General features: G+C 40.0%; 17 protein-coding genes. 6 read left to right on the forward strand and 11 right to left on the reverse strand.

Annotated elements, in window-relative coordinates; all coding sequences use genetic code 11:
* The 7 genes from K1X76_09925 to K1X76_09955 form a co-directional block, all read right to left on the reverse strand.
* Positions 1–396 (reverse strand): helix-turn-helix domain-containing protein (locus tag K1X76_09925; protein MBX7149385.1); only part of this gene is annotated, 396 nt, incomplete at its 3' end.
* Between the two features lie 71 nt (positions 397–467).
* Positions 468–755, reverse strand: a complete 288-nt coding sequence (locus K1X76_09930) for a hypothetical protein (protein ID MBX7149386.1) — start codon at positions 753–755, stop codon at positions 468–470.
* A 5-nt stretch (positions 756–760) separates the two neighbouring features.
* Complete coding sequence (locus K1X76_09935) at positions 761–2,203, reverse strand: right-handed parallel beta-helix repeat-containing protein (protein MBX7149387.1); 1,443 nt, start codon at positions 2,201–2,203, stop codon at positions 761–763.
* Positions 2,204–2,510: 307 nt separating this feature from the next.
* A complete protein-coding gene (locus K1X76_09940) occupies positions 2,511–3,944 on the reverse strand; it encodes a hypothetical protein (protein MBX7149388.1) in 1,434 nt (477 codons plus the stop codon).
* 281 nt (positions 3,945–4,225) lie between these two features.
* Positions 4,226–4,813 (reverse strand): ABC transporter substrate-binding protein, encoded by a 588-nt coding sequence (locus K1X76_09945; GenBank protein MBX7149389.1) that lies wholly within the window; start codon positions 4,811–4,813, stop codon positions 4,226–4,228.
* 5 nt (positions 4,814–4,818) lie between these two features.
* On the reverse strand, positions 4,819–6,057 hold the full coding sequence (locus tag K1X76_09950; protein ID MBX7149390.1) for a hypothetical protein: 1,239 nt from the start codon (positions 6,055–6,057) through the stop codon (positions 4,819–4,821).
* Positions 6,058–6,241: 184 nt separating this feature from the next.
* The gene (locus K1X76_09955) at positions 6,242–6,958 is read right to left on the reverse strand and encodes a hypothetical protein (GenBank protein ID MBX7149391.1); all 717 of its coding nucleotides are present in this window, start codon (positions 6,956–6,958) and stop codon (positions 6,242–6,244) included.
* Between the two features lie 271 nt (positions 6,959–7,229).
* Between K1X76_09955 and K1X76_09960 the strand changes: the two genes are divergently transcribed.
* On the forward strand, positions 7,230–7,805 hold the full coding sequence (locus K1X76_09960) for a hypothetical protein (protein ID MBX7149392.1): 576 nt from the start codon (positions 7,230–7,232) through the stop codon (positions 7,803–7,805).
* A 61-nt stretch (positions 7,806–7,866) separates the two neighbouring features.
* On the opposite strand, the gene K1X76_09965 is transcribed toward K1X76_09960, so the two are convergent.
* Complete coding sequence (locus K1X76_09965) at positions 7,867–9,363, reverse strand: hypothetical protein (protein ID MBX7149393.1); 1,497 nt, start codon at positions 9,361–9,363, stop codon at positions 7,867–7,869.
* A 388-nt stretch (positions 9,364–9,751) separates the two neighbouring features.
* Complete coding sequence (gene hpnH / locus K1X76_09970; GenBank protein MBX7149394.1) at positions 9,752–10,756, reverse strand: adenosyl-hopene transferase HpnH; 1,005 nt, start codon at positions 10,754–10,756, stop codon at positions 9,752–9,754.
* Positions 10,757–10,861: 105 nt separating this feature from the next.
* On the opposite strand from hpnH, the gene K1X76_09975 reads away from it, so the two are divergent.
* Genes K1X76_09975 through K1X76_09990 form a run of 4 tightly spaced genes read left to right on the forward strand, consistent with a single transcriptional unit; the run spans position 10,862 to position 12,942 of the window.
* The gene (locus K1X76_09975; GenBank protein MBX7149395.1) at positions 10,862–11,095 is read left to right on the forward strand and encodes a hypothetical protein; all 234 of its coding nucleotides are present in this window, start codon (positions 10,862–10,864) and stop codon (positions 11,093–11,095) included.
* Positions 11,095–11,880 (forward strand): DUF692 domain-containing protein, encoded by a 786-nt coding sequence (locus tag K1X76_09980; protein ID MBX7149396.1) that lies wholly within the window; start codon positions 11,095–11,097, stop codon positions 11,878–11,880. The genes K1X76_09975 and K1X76_09980 overlap by 1 nt, the downstream gene beginning before the upstream one ends.
* A complete protein-coding gene (locus K1X76_09985) occupies positions 11,877–12,635 on the forward strand; it encodes a putative DNA-binding domain-containing protein (GenBank protein ID MBX7149397.1) in 759 nt (252 codons plus the stop codon). Before K1X76_09980 ends, K1X76_09985 begins: the two co-directional genes overlap by 4 nt.
* A 31-nt stretch (positions 12,636–12,666) precedes the next feature.
* Complete coding sequence (locus K1X76_09990) at positions 12,667–12,942, forward strand: hypothetical protein (protein MBX7149398.1); 276 nt, start codon at positions 12,667–12,669, stop codon at positions 12,940–12,942.
* Here K1X76_09990 and K1X76_09995 read toward each other — a convergent pair.
* Both K1X76_09995 and K1X76_10000 read right to left on the reverse strand, forming a co-directional pair.
* Positions 12,939–14,384 carry a VWA domain-containing protein gene (locus K1X76_09995; GenBank protein MBX7149399.1) on the reverse strand — a complete coding sequence of 482 codons (1,446 nt, stop codon included), beginning with the start codon at positions 14,382–14,384 and terminating at the stop codon, positions 12,939–12,941. The two genes, K1X76_09990 and K1X76_09995, sit on opposite strands and share 4 nt — an antisense overlap.
* A gap of 21 nt (positions 14,385–14,405) precedes the next feature.
* Positions 14,406–15,641 carry an LL-diaminopimelate aminotransferase gene (locus tag K1X76_10000; protein ID MBX7149400.1) on the reverse strand — a complete coding sequence of 412 codons (1,236 nt, stop codon included), beginning with the start codon at positions 15,639–15,641 and terminating at the stop codon, positions 14,406–14,408.
* Between the two features lie 63 nt (positions 15,642–15,704).
* Between K1X76_10000 and folK the strand changes: the two genes are divergently transcribed.
* Positions 15,705–16,211 carry a 2-amino-4-hydroxy-6-hydroxymethyldihydropteridine diphosphokinase gene (gene folK, locus K1X76_10005; GenBank protein ID MBX7149401.1) on the forward strand — a complete coding sequence of 169 codons (507 nt, stop codon included), beginning with the start codon at positions 15,705–15,707 and terminating at the stop codon, positions 16,209–16,211.
* Positions 16,212–16,342: the final 131 nt, after the last annotated feature.

The following is a 16,342-nucleotide window of genomic DNA, read 5'->3' on the forward strand; positions in this document are numbered from 1 at the left end:
ACGTTGACTAGGTAGTAAATGGTGTAATTGATTTTCAAAGACGTATTGATAAACTGTTTCGTGACTAACGCTTAAACCTGGGTGATCCTTGCTGATCCGACCTGCTATAAGCTGTGGCGACCAGCCTAGACGCAGTTTTTCATCAATCCAAGACATAAGATCTTCATGACCCCATATCTTAGGTTTTCGTCCTGCTTTTCTTCTTCTGTGTTGTGAATGGAAATCGCTATGGCAGGGGGAGTAATTAAACTTACCGTAACGCCTAAACTCCCGGCTGATAGTACTATGGGAGAATCCCAACTTTTTAGCTATTTCTCTTATTGTTTTTCCCTTGGCCCTTAATATTGCCAGCTTTTCTCGGTCAGCCAGGCGCAACCTTTTAAAACTTTTGGCCATCAGCCATTTTCTTCATTTCCTACCAAGTGGTGCAATCATTTCTTGAACTAGGCCATAAAAAATTTAATGAGTTATTTTTTAATTACCTTTTCCACCACAATCCCACCAAAGCGGTGTTCTTGTGCTGCAAATTGATCGTTTTTGATATAACACAGGCTTGATTCGTATCTTTCCTTTGAATCCAAATAAAATCCCTCACATCCTGTTCCCATCATCCCATTATTTCTAAAACCCACAGGCCTGCCAGCATTATCCGTTAATAGCACCATACATTCTTTGCACAATTTTTGAGGATAACGTGCATCTCCATCTATTTGCTTGTGGCAATACGAACAGGGTTGTGTTGTTTGTTGATTCATTTACTTTAATATTCTAAAGCTCCAATATCGGTAACGGGTTGAGCTCCAACAGAATAGCGGGGTTTAAAATCGAAATCTTCAGAAACAAAGAATTGTCCCCCGGCACCAATTAAGGGCGAATTCGACATTAAATGCAAATCGTCCGGAAAATTCACAAACTGTGGGTCTAAGCTATAATTAATCAATTTATTATAAGCACCAGCATAATCATCCCAAACATTGCCATAACTGTTGTTAAACCCCACCTCGGAAGGAATAAAAGAAGAGGAAACGGCAATACCAACACTATTTTTCACAGTAATATTATTGTATATGCCAATACCATTATAAAAACTATTTACAGCAATACCTTCAAAACCACTATTAACAACAGTGTTATAAGCAATATTTCCCATGACATTGCCATTAAAATCAATACCCAAGTTGCTTGAGTTTTTTACAATATTGTTAATAACGCTAACATTTCCTCCTCCAACATGAATACCACTTCCACTTAAAGTAGATTCTATCAAATTTTTCTCTACACTAACAAATGTGCTAAGATGATTATCATCTTCCAATGTGATAGAAGATCCGCCAGCACCACCATTTGCTTCAAAATAATTTCCTTTAATTAAAACATTGGATTGAGGTGACGGTTGGTCGGATCCGTTGATGAAAACTCTCACGCCCGTACCTAAATTTTCTAAAAAAGTATTCCGTTCAATTTGGACATCCTGAAATATGGCTCTATTGGTTGAAGTAATAGCAATGTTAAGGCCATCAAATATATTGTTTAAAAACTGGCAATCTTCAACAGCAAGCCTTTCTGTATGTAGAGAATCTAAAAAACCAACGCCAACACCAATTAAATTTCCAGAAAAAATTGATTTTTTGATAGAAATCTCAAGCTCTGAATCTAAAAAATTGGCCGATGTTTCAATTCCAATATTACCATTATTTCTAAATTCGCTTTTTTCCACCGAAACAAAATATTTGCCCGACATATCATTATTAATAATTAAAGCCGTACCTCTGTTATTTTTAAATAGAGAATCATATACTTTTAAAAACCCTGGCATTTTCATATCAACGCCTACTTTGGAATTTATAATGTTAAGTCCATAAATAGTTATTGGCCGTGTAAGTAAATTGGGTCTTATTTCAAAAAGAGCCGAATTGAGCCTAGCTCCAGAAAGAGTCACACGATGTGGATTTATCGCTAGAATGGAAATAGAGTATTGAATAGTAATTGAGTTGGAGATGGGATATAATCCGTCTTGCATTAGAATACTATCACCATTCTTTGCCAGCAAAACAGCTGTCGGCAAATCAACGGCCTGCCTTGGGCTTAAGCCATTACCTCCTGGTACTATTACGCTAGCCACATAGTAATTAGTGGCCATAGCCGGAATTGAAACAAGAAGTGTAAAAACAATAAAGAAAGCTTTAGCACAAAATAATCTCATAAAACCTCCGTGAGAATGGGCAATACAATTAAAATATGACCATATCAATTTATCTTATCGCAACTATTCACTTGGTGTTGCGTAAAACTATTATCAAAAACTTACAAATTAGTAACAGCTTGTAATCAATTTTTTACTTAGGAGGCTGGGGGGGTGGATTCTAAGCCTATTGCACCAGGGCAAGGTTGGAGTTGAAGACCTGCATGGGGGTTTTGTATCCGTGCTACTTTTCTGAATTTTCAATTTTAAGTTTAGAAATAAAAGCCCCCTGTTTTAAAACAGGGGGCTTTTAAGTAAACTGCTTTTTTTACAGACGACGAGTAATGGTTACAGCACCATAATTTCTTACGGCCGTACTTTCGGTACCGTCACTGATGAAATAAACATCATCGATGGATTCATCAACATCAATACCGTCTAAGGCCATATTGTATAATGTCCCGGTAAAAGTTGTGTTATCGGGATAGGCACTGGTATAGGTGAGATCAAAACGGCTATCGTCCGTATCGTTGGCAGTAATAGCCGAAGAGCTTAAACCATCATCCGAAAAATTGGACCCATTCAACCATCCAAAATCGGTATTGAAATTAATCAGGATAGGATCCCCTTCCTGATTGCTACCATCAGCCTCACGCACCACCGTAAGCCAGCTGTTTGTTACATACTGGTCGGCATCGTCACACACATGATCTTCAGGTACTTCATCACCTTCGGCATTGGTACAGGTATAGGAATAAACCTCGTAACCGAAAATGGATCCCGGATGACCGGCAAAAGCATACATTACATTTTGCACAAGCGGTGTGTAAAAAAACGGAACATCCGATTCGTTGGAAGGAACGTAATCATCATCACCTTGGTTATAATAGGTAAGAAGACGGTTCGTATCCACAAACAAAGTCAGTTTGGTGGTTTCGTCGGCAGCCAAGGTAATGGAGTTAATAGGATATTCAACGGTCATGGTATCACCATCGGTATCGCTATTGGCACCTAAGTCAACTTCAATAGTTTCGGCTTCCTGATCTTCAAAGTCTTCGTTGGCAGTGCCATCCACGCGTGTACAATAGGTATGTTCACCCGGGGTATTGGATAAGTTGAGGTTGCTGTTACCATCATCAATATCGGCTTGAGATGTAAAAGTACCTGTTACACAGCCCTTAATTTCGGCCGTACGTAAAAAGGTTAATTTTACTTCCGAATAGGTACCCGTTGGGATATCCAACACGGCAACTTTTCCTACGCCACTGCTGGTTTGCCCGGCATCTTCATCAACCGGACATTTTCCATTTTCAAGAGGACCAACAGGGTTATTATCAGAATCAAAACCGCAGTCGCAGCTTTCGCCCTGGGCCAAATCGTATAAATCACCGTTGTTATCTATACAATCATAGACTGTGAACAGATTATCCAAATCAACGTGGCTTCCGTTAATATGAATTTCCTGTCCATCATCATCTTGAAAAATCACACGTTCCTGATTGCCTTCATCCACAAGTGCAATCTCGGTTACAAACAGGCTAAAAGTATCAGGCCTGCCCGAAACAAAACTTGTGTTTCTAAAGTAATCGGCAAGGTTATCTACATCAATGGCACGCGAAATAGCAGCATCTACCGACGATGTTGCTGTTTGCGGAACCGAAAATTTAAGTTGAACTGTTCCGGTAGATGTTGAACTTGAACCGCCGCATGCCGACATAGCAGCTAGGAGCGACATAGAATAGAATAAATGACGATAATTCATGGGTACCCTCCTCGGGTGAAGCAAACAGTAAGTCAGAAAAAACCTCCAACAAACCGTGCGTGCTTTGTTAATATTCAGGACTCACGCTTTCCCATTGCCCATGAATTAGTCGTGATCCAATCGGAGGTTAGTTAAGCAAGTTTAATGCCAAAAAATGGGTAATAAAATAGCTATATATTTTAAACAGTTAAATGATTGGATAGATTTTTAGATATGAAATATATACGTATTTTTTGACAAAAATAGACATTTGCGTCAATTTTTATACATATTTAAACACCCTAAAGCGTGGCCTCATTTAAACGTGCCGTTAATCGGCCATAGAGCCCCTTGTAGCCTTCCTCACTAAAAATTCGGCTGAATTGTGATCTGAAATTTCGGCTCAACAAAGCACCGTCCACATCCAGATCAACAATTTTATAACCTTTTAGACCCTTTACTAAAATGAATGTCATGTTTAAGGCTTTTCCCTTTTCCAATATGGATCTTACCACAACTTTTTCGCCAGAGCTTTCCATTTTGACAGAGTCCACAATACAATTTTTAAAATATTGATTCCAATTCGATCCTTGTTGAGAAATTTTTTTCTTAAGCAGCAAATCAAAAAGATTATAAAACTCTTTTTTCTGACGAGCTGTCAGCTCATCTTTAAAATCAACGGCCGCTCTATCCAACATAAGCTGGGTATCGTAATAAGTACCCATAAATTTTTCGGAATCGGGCGCTGAAAGCTGAGAAATATTTTTAATTTCGTTTAAAAAATTATTAATAAACATTTTTCCGTCCAACACCTCCTCGCCGGCATGCACCAGCGAGGAAGTGAGAACCAATAACAATAAAAATAGGAGCTTTAGAGTTTTCATCATCATCCCTCTTATTGAATATCTACAATCCCGGTTAACAAAGTTTTAAAATACGATTCAACCGGCTTTACAACATCACCCTCAAGCACAAAGGGATAACCGCTAGCGATATCCATGTTTTTGGCGTTAGGAGGTGTATCAAACAGGGCTTTTAAGTTAACCGTAAAATCGCCTGCGTGAGGGAATTGACTAAAAGATACCATCTCTCCATTCATAGAAAGAATGGCTTCGTCAACTGTAACAAGAACATCATTTAATTTACTCTCCGATAAAGAAGGGTAAAAATCGGTGTGATCCGTTTTAATTTTACTTAAGGCTTGCTTCGCATTGTTTAAAGCAAATGTAAAACGTGCTCTTTGATTGGTAAACAAGGCCCCATCAATGAGTGTTAAAAAAGAAACATTATCGCTCGCATTAACACCGCTCACTTTTACTACTCCATTAAGCTCGGTTACTAAAGCCTTCAAATTTATTTTACCGTCTTTTAATAGAACGCTCTTTAACTGCACCCCGTAATCGTAGGCTTTAAACATATCAATACCGGCCACAATTGCCTGTGTGGCAGAAAGCATGGCATAAGCATCGCCTTGTTTGGCATGCAAATCTTCACTGGTGTTAAATAACTCTTTGGGAATTGCAAAATTCAGATTTGCATCGGTAATGGCAATATTGAAATTATCCTCCACATCAATAAAATAGGGCTGAAAGGATTTTAGCAAATCCTGCACTTGAGCTACCGACATATTTTTATCGATAAGAGGTTTAAGAATGCTGGCCAGCAAACCATTGGCATCGCCTGCATGCTGGGTTATGTTATTTGCAAACGGCAAGTTAAAATCGGAGTAGTTAAATGTATAGGCACTATTATTATTTTTAAGCGCCTTGTAACTATTAATAACACCGTTAGGGCCCAAAATATCGTTTTCAACCGATACAGGAGCCTGATTAAATGCCGTTAAAATATCGGCGGCCTGTTGTTGTTCAACAGAACGCATCAACTTCACTAGTCCACAACCAAAAGCCAAATTGACATCGGCCGGTTCTAAAACCAAAGTATCGCAATATTGGCTTTGTGCCGAAACCAGATCGTGAACTTTTAAATCGTCATAAGCCTGGGCCAAAGCAATTTCGGCTCTACTTTGAAACGTAGGATCCCAATATACAGGCTCTTTTGGAGAACTACTCCCCCCTGACGAACAGGCCAGGGTACATAAAAAAACTAAACTAAAAACATAATTAAAAAATCTCATAAAGTTTCCTTTCAAATTGTTAGTCTCTCCCTGTGCCTTGTTTAAATTATCGCAGGTTCTGTGTTGAAAGTTGTTTAAAAACAGCCAATCAGCAAAAGAATCGTATTCTTCTGGAATACAAAATAAAAAAGCCCCTCAGATTTTAACGAGAGGCTTTTTCATAAAAAGGTTTAATCAAAAATACTTATCTCACAATGATAACATCACGCAAATCGGAATCCTGATTACCCGATTCATCATCGCCCTCTCCTCCATGAGGTTCGTAAAGACCGGTTGAATTTGCTTTTTTGGGATCTTTATTTTTACTCTTATCAGGATTTTTATCGGCTTCCGCTTTTAAGAAAGCCTGAATACTCGCTTGGTCATGCATGCCTTGCTTGATTAAAGCTATAGCAATTCGAATAAGCTGGTCAACAGACCCGCTTTTACCATTAGCACTCCAGAACAGTATGTTTGCCACTGACCCTTCCCAATTTTCCGATGAGGTATTTACAGATCTCAAATTTCTTTCGACAGGCATACCATACGATGTATGCCCTTTAATTGAGAGATTAACTATACTCCCATTAGATGTTATAGTGAGCTTACTTCCATTATCACCCATAATTTCAGCACTGAAATTTCCGTTTTCATCTATCTGATAGTAAGTCGAGCCCTCAGCACTGGTATTATTTTCTGAGTGATGCTCTTTCCACCACAACCAATCTTCAAACGAAACATCCACATCAGGATTCTCGTCCATAAACTCTTCGTACTCGAGTTGATCGGGGCTTTTTTCGGCCACAATCGTTTGATTGACAGCTTGTATTGTTTTTTGCACAGGGGCAACTTTTGCCATGGCTTCTGTTTGCAACAGTACCACCGACATTACTCCCCAAAATATATATGTTAGTTTTCTCATCTTGTTCTCCTTTGTTTAGGTTTAAATTATCAACCTTTCCCTGTGCCTTGTAAAAATTATCGAGGATCCAGAAATGAAAGTTGTTTAAAAACAGTAAACGCCAAAAAGATGCGTATTCTTCAGGAATACAGAGGGAAATTCGATGTAACGTGCTAACAACTTGGTAGCAGTTTCTTAAAAATCCAACAATTTTCACGTCACTTTTAATTCTTATTAGTCGATAACTATTTTAATTGGGATTTACTGTTACGAAAAAAAAACGAGGATAAAAATGAAAATCAATTACTTATTAAAAAATATTGCCTTTACGTTGTTGCTAGCCATACCCGTAACTGGGCATGCAAAACTAATTTTGGCTTCCAAAGCTCCCATCTATAATCCCGGGGTATGGGTTTCAACTCCCGAAATATACAAACAAAAAATTTCCGAAGCTTTTTGTCAGCCTTTTAAGGTTTGCTCCAACGTAGAAGTAGACGAGAACTCTGAAATCAAATACAGCTTTGATAGCTGCGTAGAAGATGCCATGGGGCGTATTTCGTTACCTGCTTCCGTAGCTACAAAAATAGTGGGCTCGGCTTATAGCGTGAGCGTTCGCTTATCCTCTTGTTTGTCTTTTATAGACGAATACCAAAACTCTGGCATGAGTCTCCCGGCTGTTCACGCTAATAGCGCAACGCCCACCGAAGATTTATGCACCGATAGAGCAGAAGCCTTATCCGACCCCAATTATTGTGATACCTACGAACAAAACATCACTCTTTTTGGTTTGTGGTATTCTTATAACGAATTACAAAGAGGCACTGATTTTTGCGGCATAGATTTTACGGTACCCAATTCTTGTAATTAAAAAAACAAAAGCCCCTTGGTTTATTACCAAGGGGCTTTTTTATTTTACAAAATATTACTTCTTACAAACGACGGGTCACACTCACAACACCGTAGTTTTTAGTAGCATTGCTATCGGTGCCATCGCTGATAAAATATACATCATCAATCGATTCTCCAACATCTACGCCATCCAAGGCCATATTATACAAGGTACCCGTAAAAGCCGAATCATCGGGATAATTACTGCTAAAGCCAATATCAAAGTTAGCAGCATTATCGGCGTTGGCTGTAAATACCGAACTATCCAAACCTTCTGACGAATTATTAGAACCATTCAGCCAACCTAAATCGGTATTAAAATTCACCATTAAAGGTTCACCTTCAGGATCGAGGCCATTAGGAGCACGCACAATGGTCATCCAGCTGTTGGTCACACGTTTTTGACCACTGGCACAGATATGATCTTCGGGGATATCCTCTTCATTTACATCCAAACAGGTTACCGAATACATTTCGTAACCAAAAATGGAACCTGGGTGCCCTACAAAGGCATACATCAGGTTTTGAGTAAGAGGTGTGTAAAAGTACGATACATCATCTGCATTATCGGTAGGTGTGTAACCATCATCACCCTTGTTATAAAAAGTGATAAAACGGTTGGTATCAATAAACAACGTGAGCTTGGCTTGTTCATCCGGAGAAATGGTGAGAGGTTCTGGCATGGAAAATTCCATGGAAATGCTTGTTGATTCGGTATCATCGCTACCGCTAGCCAAATCTAAATCCATTTCTTCGGCGTCTTGGTCTTCGAAATCGGCATTATCACCACCGCCAGAGGCATTCACACGGGCAAAATCGGCACGGGTACAATAGGTATGCTCACCCGGGGTGTTGGATAAATCCAAATCAAAATCACCGGTAGCAATATCGGCTCCCGACGTATAATTGCCGGTTACACAACCTGTTACTTTAGCCGTGCGTAAAATGGTCATTCTAAACGAGGTATAAGTACCAGTAGCCACATTCACGGTAGCAACCTTACCCACACTGTGGTTAGGTTCGCCATCATCTTCCAAATCGCCGGGGCAAACGGTATGGCCATGGCCATCGTCAACGCCACCCAAGGGATTGTTGTCGGCATCAAAACCACAATCACAGCTCTCTCCTTCGGCTAAATCGTACAAGTCGCCATTGTTATCAATACAATCGTAATCGGTAAAAAGATTGTCCAAATCAACACGGCTACCTTCAATACTTACCTCAGCGCCTTCATCGTTTTCGTAAACCGTACGTGTGATGTTATTCTCATCATCCACTAAAGTGAGATTGGTCACATATATTTTTAAAGATTCGGGTTTACCAGAGGCAAAGCTTGTGTTCCGAAAATAATCGGCCAAATTATCGGTATCAATCGAACGCGTGATAGAACTAACAATTTGTGAAGATGTTGTTTCGGGAGCCGCAACTTTTAATTGCAAGCTACCTTCGGTTGAACTGCTACTTGAAGAACTGGATCCGCCACAGGCCGATAAGAGAGCCAGTAGCGAAAATGAACATAATAAATGACGATAATTCATGGGGGAACCTCCAAAGATTCAGTATTCATCGAATAGACTATCAGAACTCAAAATGAGTGCTGATAAACCAAACGATATAAAATTTTAGGTCCACGCTTTCCCATTGCCCATGAATTATCGCGAACCAACGAGAGGGTACGGAGCAATTAGAGTGCCAAAATTGACATTTAAAAAATCATGATGTTTTTTAGGTATTTAAAAAATAACTGAATATATTTTCATAAAATATATATGTATATTAGTTGACGATCGTCAAAAATACGTGTGCTTTTGATACAAAACCGCACAGGGAATTGAATTCTACTCTTTACTGAAGTGATCTTAATCGCTCAATAAATTGGATAATTGTTATGCAAAAATAAAAACTCAGATGAGTTTTTATAAACCCCTACACATTATATTCACGGATGGTTTGAATGAATTTAGGAATGCTAGAAAAGGAATCGGCAACAGCGCTAGGTTCATACCCACAGCTTACCATGCAATTGGCACATTTTTCGTGCTTGCCGGTGCCGTAGTTGTCCCATTCGGTAAGTTCCATCAGTTCCTTGAAAGAATCAACATAACCTTCGTTGAGCAAATAGCAGGGTTTTTGCCAGCCAAAAATATTACGGGTAGGATTACCCCATGGCGTGCATTTGTAATCAACATCCCCTACTAAAAATTTAAGATAAAAAGGTGACTGGTTAAAAATCCATTTAGACGACGGATCTTTAAAAGCTTCTTTAAAAAATTCTTTGGCTTTTTCACGCTTTAAAAAATGCTCCTGATCGGGCGCTTTTTCGTATGCATAACCCGGAGAAATTACCATGCCTTCCACACCTAAACTCATGGCATAATCAAAAAATTCACGGGTACGTTTAATATCGGCGCCTTCAAAAATAGTAGTGTTGGTGGTCACACGGAATCCAGCAGCCAGCGCCACTTTAATACCTTCTACGGCTTGTTCAAATACACCGTCTCGGCACACAGCATGATCGTGCTCTTCTTTTAAACCATCCATATGCACGCTAAACGTGAGATATTTAGACGGTTTGAAGAGATGAAGTTTACGTTTTAAAAGAATCGCGTTAGTGCAGAGATAAATATAACGTTTCTGCTTTACCAAACCTTCTACGATCTGCTGAATTTCGGGGTGAATGAGCGGCTCACCACCAGGGATGGATACCATGGGCGCACCACATTCTTCGGCAGCCTGTAAACATTGTTCGGCTGTTAAATATTTTTTAAGGGTTTCTTCAGGAAATTGAATTTTGCCGCAACCTTTACATTCAAGATTACAACGAAAAAGAGGTTCTAGCATAAGCACCAAGGGGTAGCGTTTAACACCCTTAATCTTCTGCGTCATGATATAGCTAAAAACCCGTAAGCCTTGTGATAATGGAACCGCCATAGAGGGCTTCAATTAGAGCATTATCCTTAAAATAACAACCCTTTTTTAGGATGACAGCCGTTTGTATTTATGCAACAGTCAGCATCATTTTTTTAAGGAGAACTTATGAAAGCAACCAAACTCACATTAACCGGTTTAACTTTAGCCTCTTTACTGGGAGCCTCTGTAGCAGGGCATGCAGCCAGCGTGCACGTTGTAGCACAGTCGGTAACAGCTAACGACCCCGCCCCTACCACCACGGCGCCCACCACCGACACCGAAAAAAAGGAAGATGAGAAAAAAGACGATCACAAAGAAGGCAAAAAAGAAGGCGCCTGTGGCCAAGGTAGCTGCGGCTAATGATTGGTTTAGGTTTACGCACTTCCTTTATTGAAGAATTAGAAAAAACCCGCCCCCCAGGCCTCAATTTTTTGGAAATTGCTCCCGAAAATTACATAGGCCGGGGCGGATGGGTTTTTGAAGCCTTTCAAAAGCTGTCTACTCACTATCCTATTTTTGCTCACGGCTTATCGCTGTCTATTGGCAGCCTCGATCCACTCAACATTTCTTATCTTAAAAAATTAAAAGAATTTTTAGATACTTTTCGCATTACGTATTTTTCCGACCATTTGTGTTTTCAATCGTTTGGAGGGCATTATTTTAATGAACTTTTGCCCCTTCCTTTTACACAAGAAGCCATCAAGCACGTTGTGCCCCGCATTAAACAGGTACAAGATATTTTAGAACGACGCATAGCACTAGAAAACATTACCTATTATTTTACTCCACAAAAACCAGAAATGACGGAGGCAGAGTTTATTACCGAAGTTATACGGCAATCGGGATGTGAGCTTTTGCTTGATATTAATAATGTGTATGTCAACGCGCACAACCACAACACCCCCGACACTGAAGACTTAAAAAATTTAATGAACTTGCCCATTGCTTCGGTTCATATAGCTGGGCATGTTACTGCCGAAAACGGAATACTCATTGATAATCATGGCGCCACTGTAAAACAAGACGTGTGGCGCTTGTATCAAATTTTTAAGAAAGAAAAACCCCATATACCTGTGGTTTTAGAGAGGGATAATAATATCCCAAGTTTAGATTATATTTTAGAAGAAATAGCGCTCGCGTCATGACATTAAAAGAAACCCAACAATTTTTTGATGCCTGGCTTAAAAATCCGGCAGCCGAAATAAAAGATTTAAATCTTAGCTCAGCACTGCAAGAGTATTTACTCAGCATATCTTCTGCACAACTTGAAATTTATCAAAAATTATATTTAGAAAATATTGAAGGTATTCTTAAAACCGCTTTCCCCCAAGTTCACAAGTTTTTATCCAACGAGAAGTGGGATGAAATTATATTGAGTTTTTTAAAACATAAAAATCCAAGCCTTCACTACCGAGACATCCCCCTGTTTTTTGCCGAGGTTGTTTACAAACACATTGACGACAATCCCTTTTTAAAAGAATTGGTACGCTACGAGTGCAACAGATTTTACCTACCCTTTTTTGAAAACACCCCTCTTCCTCCCATGGTGAGTAACCTTGAGGCAGAACTGGCTAACTTGATCCCTGTTTTAAACCCAGATTTTATTGTGGATACCTATCACTTTAATTTTGATCATTTAAACCATCCAGCACCTCTGCCCCAAGCTCAAATACTGGCACTGGTACGCCATCCTCATACCTATAACATTGAAAAACTCGTTTTAACCGAGCCCGAAAATGATCTTTTAACTCTTATTCAAAATAACCCTGGCCACTCGTTGGAAGGATTGGGGCATTTATGGGAGGAAAAATTTTCCTTGGCCCCAAATCCGGAGGAAATTTTCTTAAAAAGCCTTAAAAATCTGCTTTCTTCAAGCCTGGTGATGGGCTTTAAAGCCTAAAGAAAAACTGTGCTCGTCCGTAGTAAGATGCATGGTTACCCTGGCAAAACTTGGTATGTTGGTAGGAATGGTAGCGGAACTATTTGCCGCTCCGTCAGGCTCATTGCAATACTATGCCTATACAGCCAAAACGCATTGTGTGAACAATAAAATACTGGCTGTTTGCGTAAATAAACAATGCACCGAGGCTCCGTGCATGGACAATTTTGTATGTGGGAGTAATCCCGATCACACAACATCAAGCTGTGTTAATCCCGATGAAGAATCAAAAATGGGTATAGTCGACTCGATGATCTCCCTCCGTTAATTAGAGGGAGGCGTTACCCTCATTAACTCCAAGGTATAACCAAAAGTACTATCAATTGAATAATCCGAAAAAATAGACAAATAATAGGTTCCATCTTCGGGGATATTAATGGGATCTGTTTTTTTGCCTTGATCGGCCAAAATAAAGACGTGAAATAACTTTTGTTTATAACCGTCCATAATATCCATATTCAGTGACGGTGAATTTTGAGCGTTGGGAATATAACCCACCGCAATAATATCTCCCTTTTTAGCTTCAAACTTGAATGTATCGTTTTTATCAGCGGGAGTTAAAAAGTTAACCGGATAACGCTGGTAGGTAATAGGCAACGCCTTTTCCATGCTATCTCCAGCATCGGTTTCGCCACCTAAATCGCCACGCGACAACACGCTAATTTTAAAAGTAACATGGTCTTTATTCATGGCATCGTAGGTAGAACCTAATAACACATAAAAACGTCCATCACTCCCGGCCGATGCCGTTACTGTTTTGGTAGCATTGGGAGCACCAATAAGCTCCTCCGATTTTAAACGGTTGCGACTACCATCGTGCAATTGAATGCCTGCGTATGGCGACTGATTTTCGGTGGCCTTATTGTTGGCATCAATATCCACACCTTTTTCTAAAGTAGATACCGACGCCGTTAATTCCTGGCCGGCTTTTAAATCAACATAAAAATAATCGAAGAAATTTACTTTTTGATGGTGGTTAAGTTTATATTCTTTGCCTAATTCCACGGGAACTGCGGTTTCGTAAGAATCGCCGCCCTTAATTTCGTTACCATAAGTTGTTTTGGCTTTATCAATAACTAATGACGCCTGCGTGGCATTTTTTAAGGCCGTAGTTAAGCCCGCCGAACCTTTAGCATCAAAATATTGTCCTCCACCAGCATTTGCAATTTCGCTTAATTGCTTACGCGTTACATCATCAACATTAAAACCAATCACATTCACCACAACCTTGAAACCATCGGCAATCATCTTTTTTACAGTAGCCACCGGATCACCACCGCAGGTTTCTTCGCCATCGGAAAGGAGGATGATTACTTTATCGGCTTCGCGCGTGGTATTAAAATCGGCTTTAGATTGTTCTAGCGAATAAGCAATGGGGGTATAGCCTTTGGGAGTTAAGGTTTTAAGCTTTGTTTCAAAAACCGTTTTATCAACAGCGGCAAACGGGATCATGAGTTCGGTATCTTTGCAACTTTCTGCCTTGTTGGCTTGTTCAATGCGATGAGAATACACACGCAATGCCACCTGGGTATCTCCTGTAATAGAGGGAAGCTGAGCTAAAAGCTGTTCGCGGGCAATATCAATTTGAGGTTTGCCATCGGTAAGTTGCCGCATCGAACCCGATACATCGAGAATAAATTCGATATCGGTTTTGGCAAAAACGTTGTTGGAAATTAATAAAACAAAAAATGAAATCAGAATTCTTTTCATAAACTCTCCCCTCATAAAAAATTAAATTTTTAACTGCTTTGCAATTCTCTCCACAGCCTCTAAAACATTTTCTCTTAAACCAAAGGCGCTCAAACGAAAATAACCTTCTCCGCTAGGCCCAAAACCACTCCCGGGCGTTCCCACCACGTGGCATTCGCTTAACAATTTATCAAAAAAGTCCCACGATTTAAGACCCCCCGGGGTTTTTAACCAAATGTAGGGCGCGTTTTCTCCACCATATACTTCAATTCCCAGTTTAGAGAGTCCGTCACGGATAATTTTTGCGTTTTCCATGTAATAACGAATCACCTCTTGAATTTCTTTTTTACCTTCCGCGCTAAAACAAGCGGCCGCTGCTTTTTGTACAGGATAACTCACACCATTAAACTTTGTGGTATGGCGACGGCTCCACAGCGGATTAACAGCTACTTTTTCGCCGTTAGGCCCTTCGCCCATCAGTTTTTCGGGCACCACAGTATAAGCACAGCGCGTGCCGGTAAAACCCGCCGTTTTGGAAAAACTGCGAAATTCAATAGCCACTTCATCGGCACCATCAATTTCGTAAATAGAATGAGGAACCGATTTATCGGCAATAAAAGCTTCATAGGCTGCATCAAATAAAATAATGCATTTGTTGGCCTTGGCATAATCCACCCATTTTTTAAGCTCGGCCTTACTCATGGTGGCACCTGTTGGATTATTGGGCGAACACAAATAAATAAGATCTACATGAGTTTTGGGCAGCTCGGGGGTAAAATTATTTTGAGCCGTTGTAGGCATATACACCATACCCGCATAACGGCCATTATCGTCTATAGCACCACTACGTCCGGCCATAACATTGGTGTCTACATATACAGGATACACAGGATCGGTAATGGCAATAATGGATTTGGTAGAAAAAATTTCTTGGATATTACCCGTATCACATTTGGAACCATCCGACACAAACACTTCGCTGGTTTTAAGCGATACACCACGGGGTTTAAAATCGTTATCGATAATGGCATTAATTAAAAAATCGTAGCCTTGTTCGGGGCCATAGCCTTTAAAGGTTTTTTGAGAGGCCATTTCATCTACACCCTCGTGAAAGGCTTTGGTGATAGAGGGTGCTAGGGGCAACACCACATCACCAATACCCAGGCGTATAATTTTGGCCAAAGTATTTTGTTCCGAAAATTTTTTAACACGGCGTCCAATTTCGGGAAAAAGATAACCGGCTTTAAGCTTTAAATAATTGTCGTTAATCTGCGTCATAGTTGGGTTTTCTTATCCATATTTTATCTTGATGTCAACGATTGGGGTTGCTAGGAAAAATACATGGAGCACACCGCCGCTATTGCGCTAGGATCAAACCAGGGAGACAGACTAAAACATCTTCACAATGCGCTTATAAAAATAAGCCATATCCCTCAAACCTCTCTTGTTACGCAGTCTTCGCTCTACCAAACCGAACCCGTTACACGCGATGGAGTAGATAATACTCATATTCCTTCTTATTACAATGCCGCTATCCTCATTAAAACTGCTCTTAAACCCCAAGAATTACTGAGGGCACTGGAAATAATAGAACAAGACGCAGGCCGTACCACCAAGCATGATTGGAAACCCCGGCCACTCGATTTGGATATTTTATTTTACGATGATATAACCTTGAACACGCCAAAGCTTACCCTGCCGCACCCACATTTGCACGAGCGTGCCTTTGTTTTAGTTCCTTTAGAAGAAATAGCCGCCAAGTGGATCCATCCTGTTACAAAAAAAACAGTTGCTCAAATGACTAAAACGGTGGAAGGAAGAGAAGGTTTACAAAGGTTGTCATGGTAAAATTTTTACTTTTTGTTTTAGCAATTTTAATTTTATCCCGCTGGGTGTTTAACCGATTTTTTTCTGTACTTATAGCGGGTCAAAACCCCCAAGTCCCCCGCCAGTCTGGGGAAAAACGGGAAGAAATTGTT

This window comes from bacterium (assembly GCA_019695305.1).
Taxonomy (GTDB): domain Bacteria; phylum UBA10199; class UBA10199; order UBA10199; family JAIBAG01; genus JAIBAG01.

Excerpts from the sequence above, each read along its gene's own strand:
- K1X76_09930 (MBX7149386.1), bottom strand. The coding sequence starts at position 755 with ATGAATCAACAAACAACACAACCCTGTTCGTATTGCCACAAGCAAATA.
- K1X76_09935 (MBX7149387.1), bottom strand. The coding sequence starts at position 2,203 with ATGAGATTATTTTGTGCTAAAGCTTTCTTTATTGTTTTTACACTTCTT.
- K1X76_09940 (MBX7149388.1), bottom strand. The coding sequence starts at position 3,944 with ATGAATTATCGTCATTTATTCTATTCTATGTCGCTCCTAGCTGCTATG.
- K1X76_09945 (MBX7149389.1), bottom strand. The coding sequence starts at position 4,813 with ATGATGATGAAAACTCTAAAGCTCCTATTTTTATTGTTATTGGTTCTC.
- K1X76_09950 (MBX7149390.1), bottom strand. The coding sequence starts at position 6,057 with ATGAGATTTTTTAATTATGTTTTTAGTTTAGTTTTTTTATGTACCCTG.
- K1X76_09955 (MBX7149391.1), bottom strand. The coding sequence starts at position 6,958 with ATGAGAAAACTAACATATATATTTTGGGGAGTAATGTCGGTGGTACTG.
- K1X76_09960 (MBX7149392.1), top strand. The coding sequence starts at position 7,230 with ATGAAAATCAATTACTTATTAAAAAATATTGCCTTTACGTTGTTGCTA.
- K1X76_09965 (MBX7149393.1), bottom strand. The coding sequence starts at position 9,363 with ATGAATTATCGTCATTTATTATGTTCATTTTCGCTACTGGCTCTCTTA.
- hpnH (MBX7149394.1), bottom strand. The coding sequence starts at position 10,756 with ATGGCGGTTCCATTATCACAAGGCTTACGGGTTTTTAGCTATATCATG.
- K1X76_09975 (MBX7149395.1), top strand. The coding sequence starts at position 10,862 with ATGAAAGCAACCAAACTCACATTAACCGGTTTAACTTTAGCCTCTTTA.
- K1X76_09980 (MBX7149396.1), top strand. The coding sequence starts at position 11,095 with ATGATTGGTTTAGGTTTACGCACTTCCTTTATTGAAGAATTAGAAAAA.
- K1X76_09985 (MBX7149397.1), top strand. The coding sequence starts at position 11,877 with ATGACATTAAAAGAAACCCAACAATTTTTTGATGCCTGGCTTAAAAAT.
- K1X76_09990 (MBX7149398.1), top strand. The coding sequence starts at position 12,667 with ATGGTTACCCTGGCAAAACTTGGTATGTTGGTAGGAATGGTAGCGGAA.
- K1X76_09995 (MBX7149399.1), bottom strand. The coding sequence starts at position 14,384 with ATGAAAAGAATTCTGATTTCATTTTTTGTTTTATTAATTTCCAACAAC.
- K1X76_10000 (MBX7149400.1), bottom strand. The coding sequence starts at position 15,641 with ATGACGCAGATTAACGACAATTATTTAAAGCTTAAAGCCGGTTATCTT.
- folK (MBX7149401.1), top strand. The coding sequence starts at position 15,705 with ATGGAGCACACCGCCGCTATTGCGCTAGGATCAAACCAGGGAGACAGA.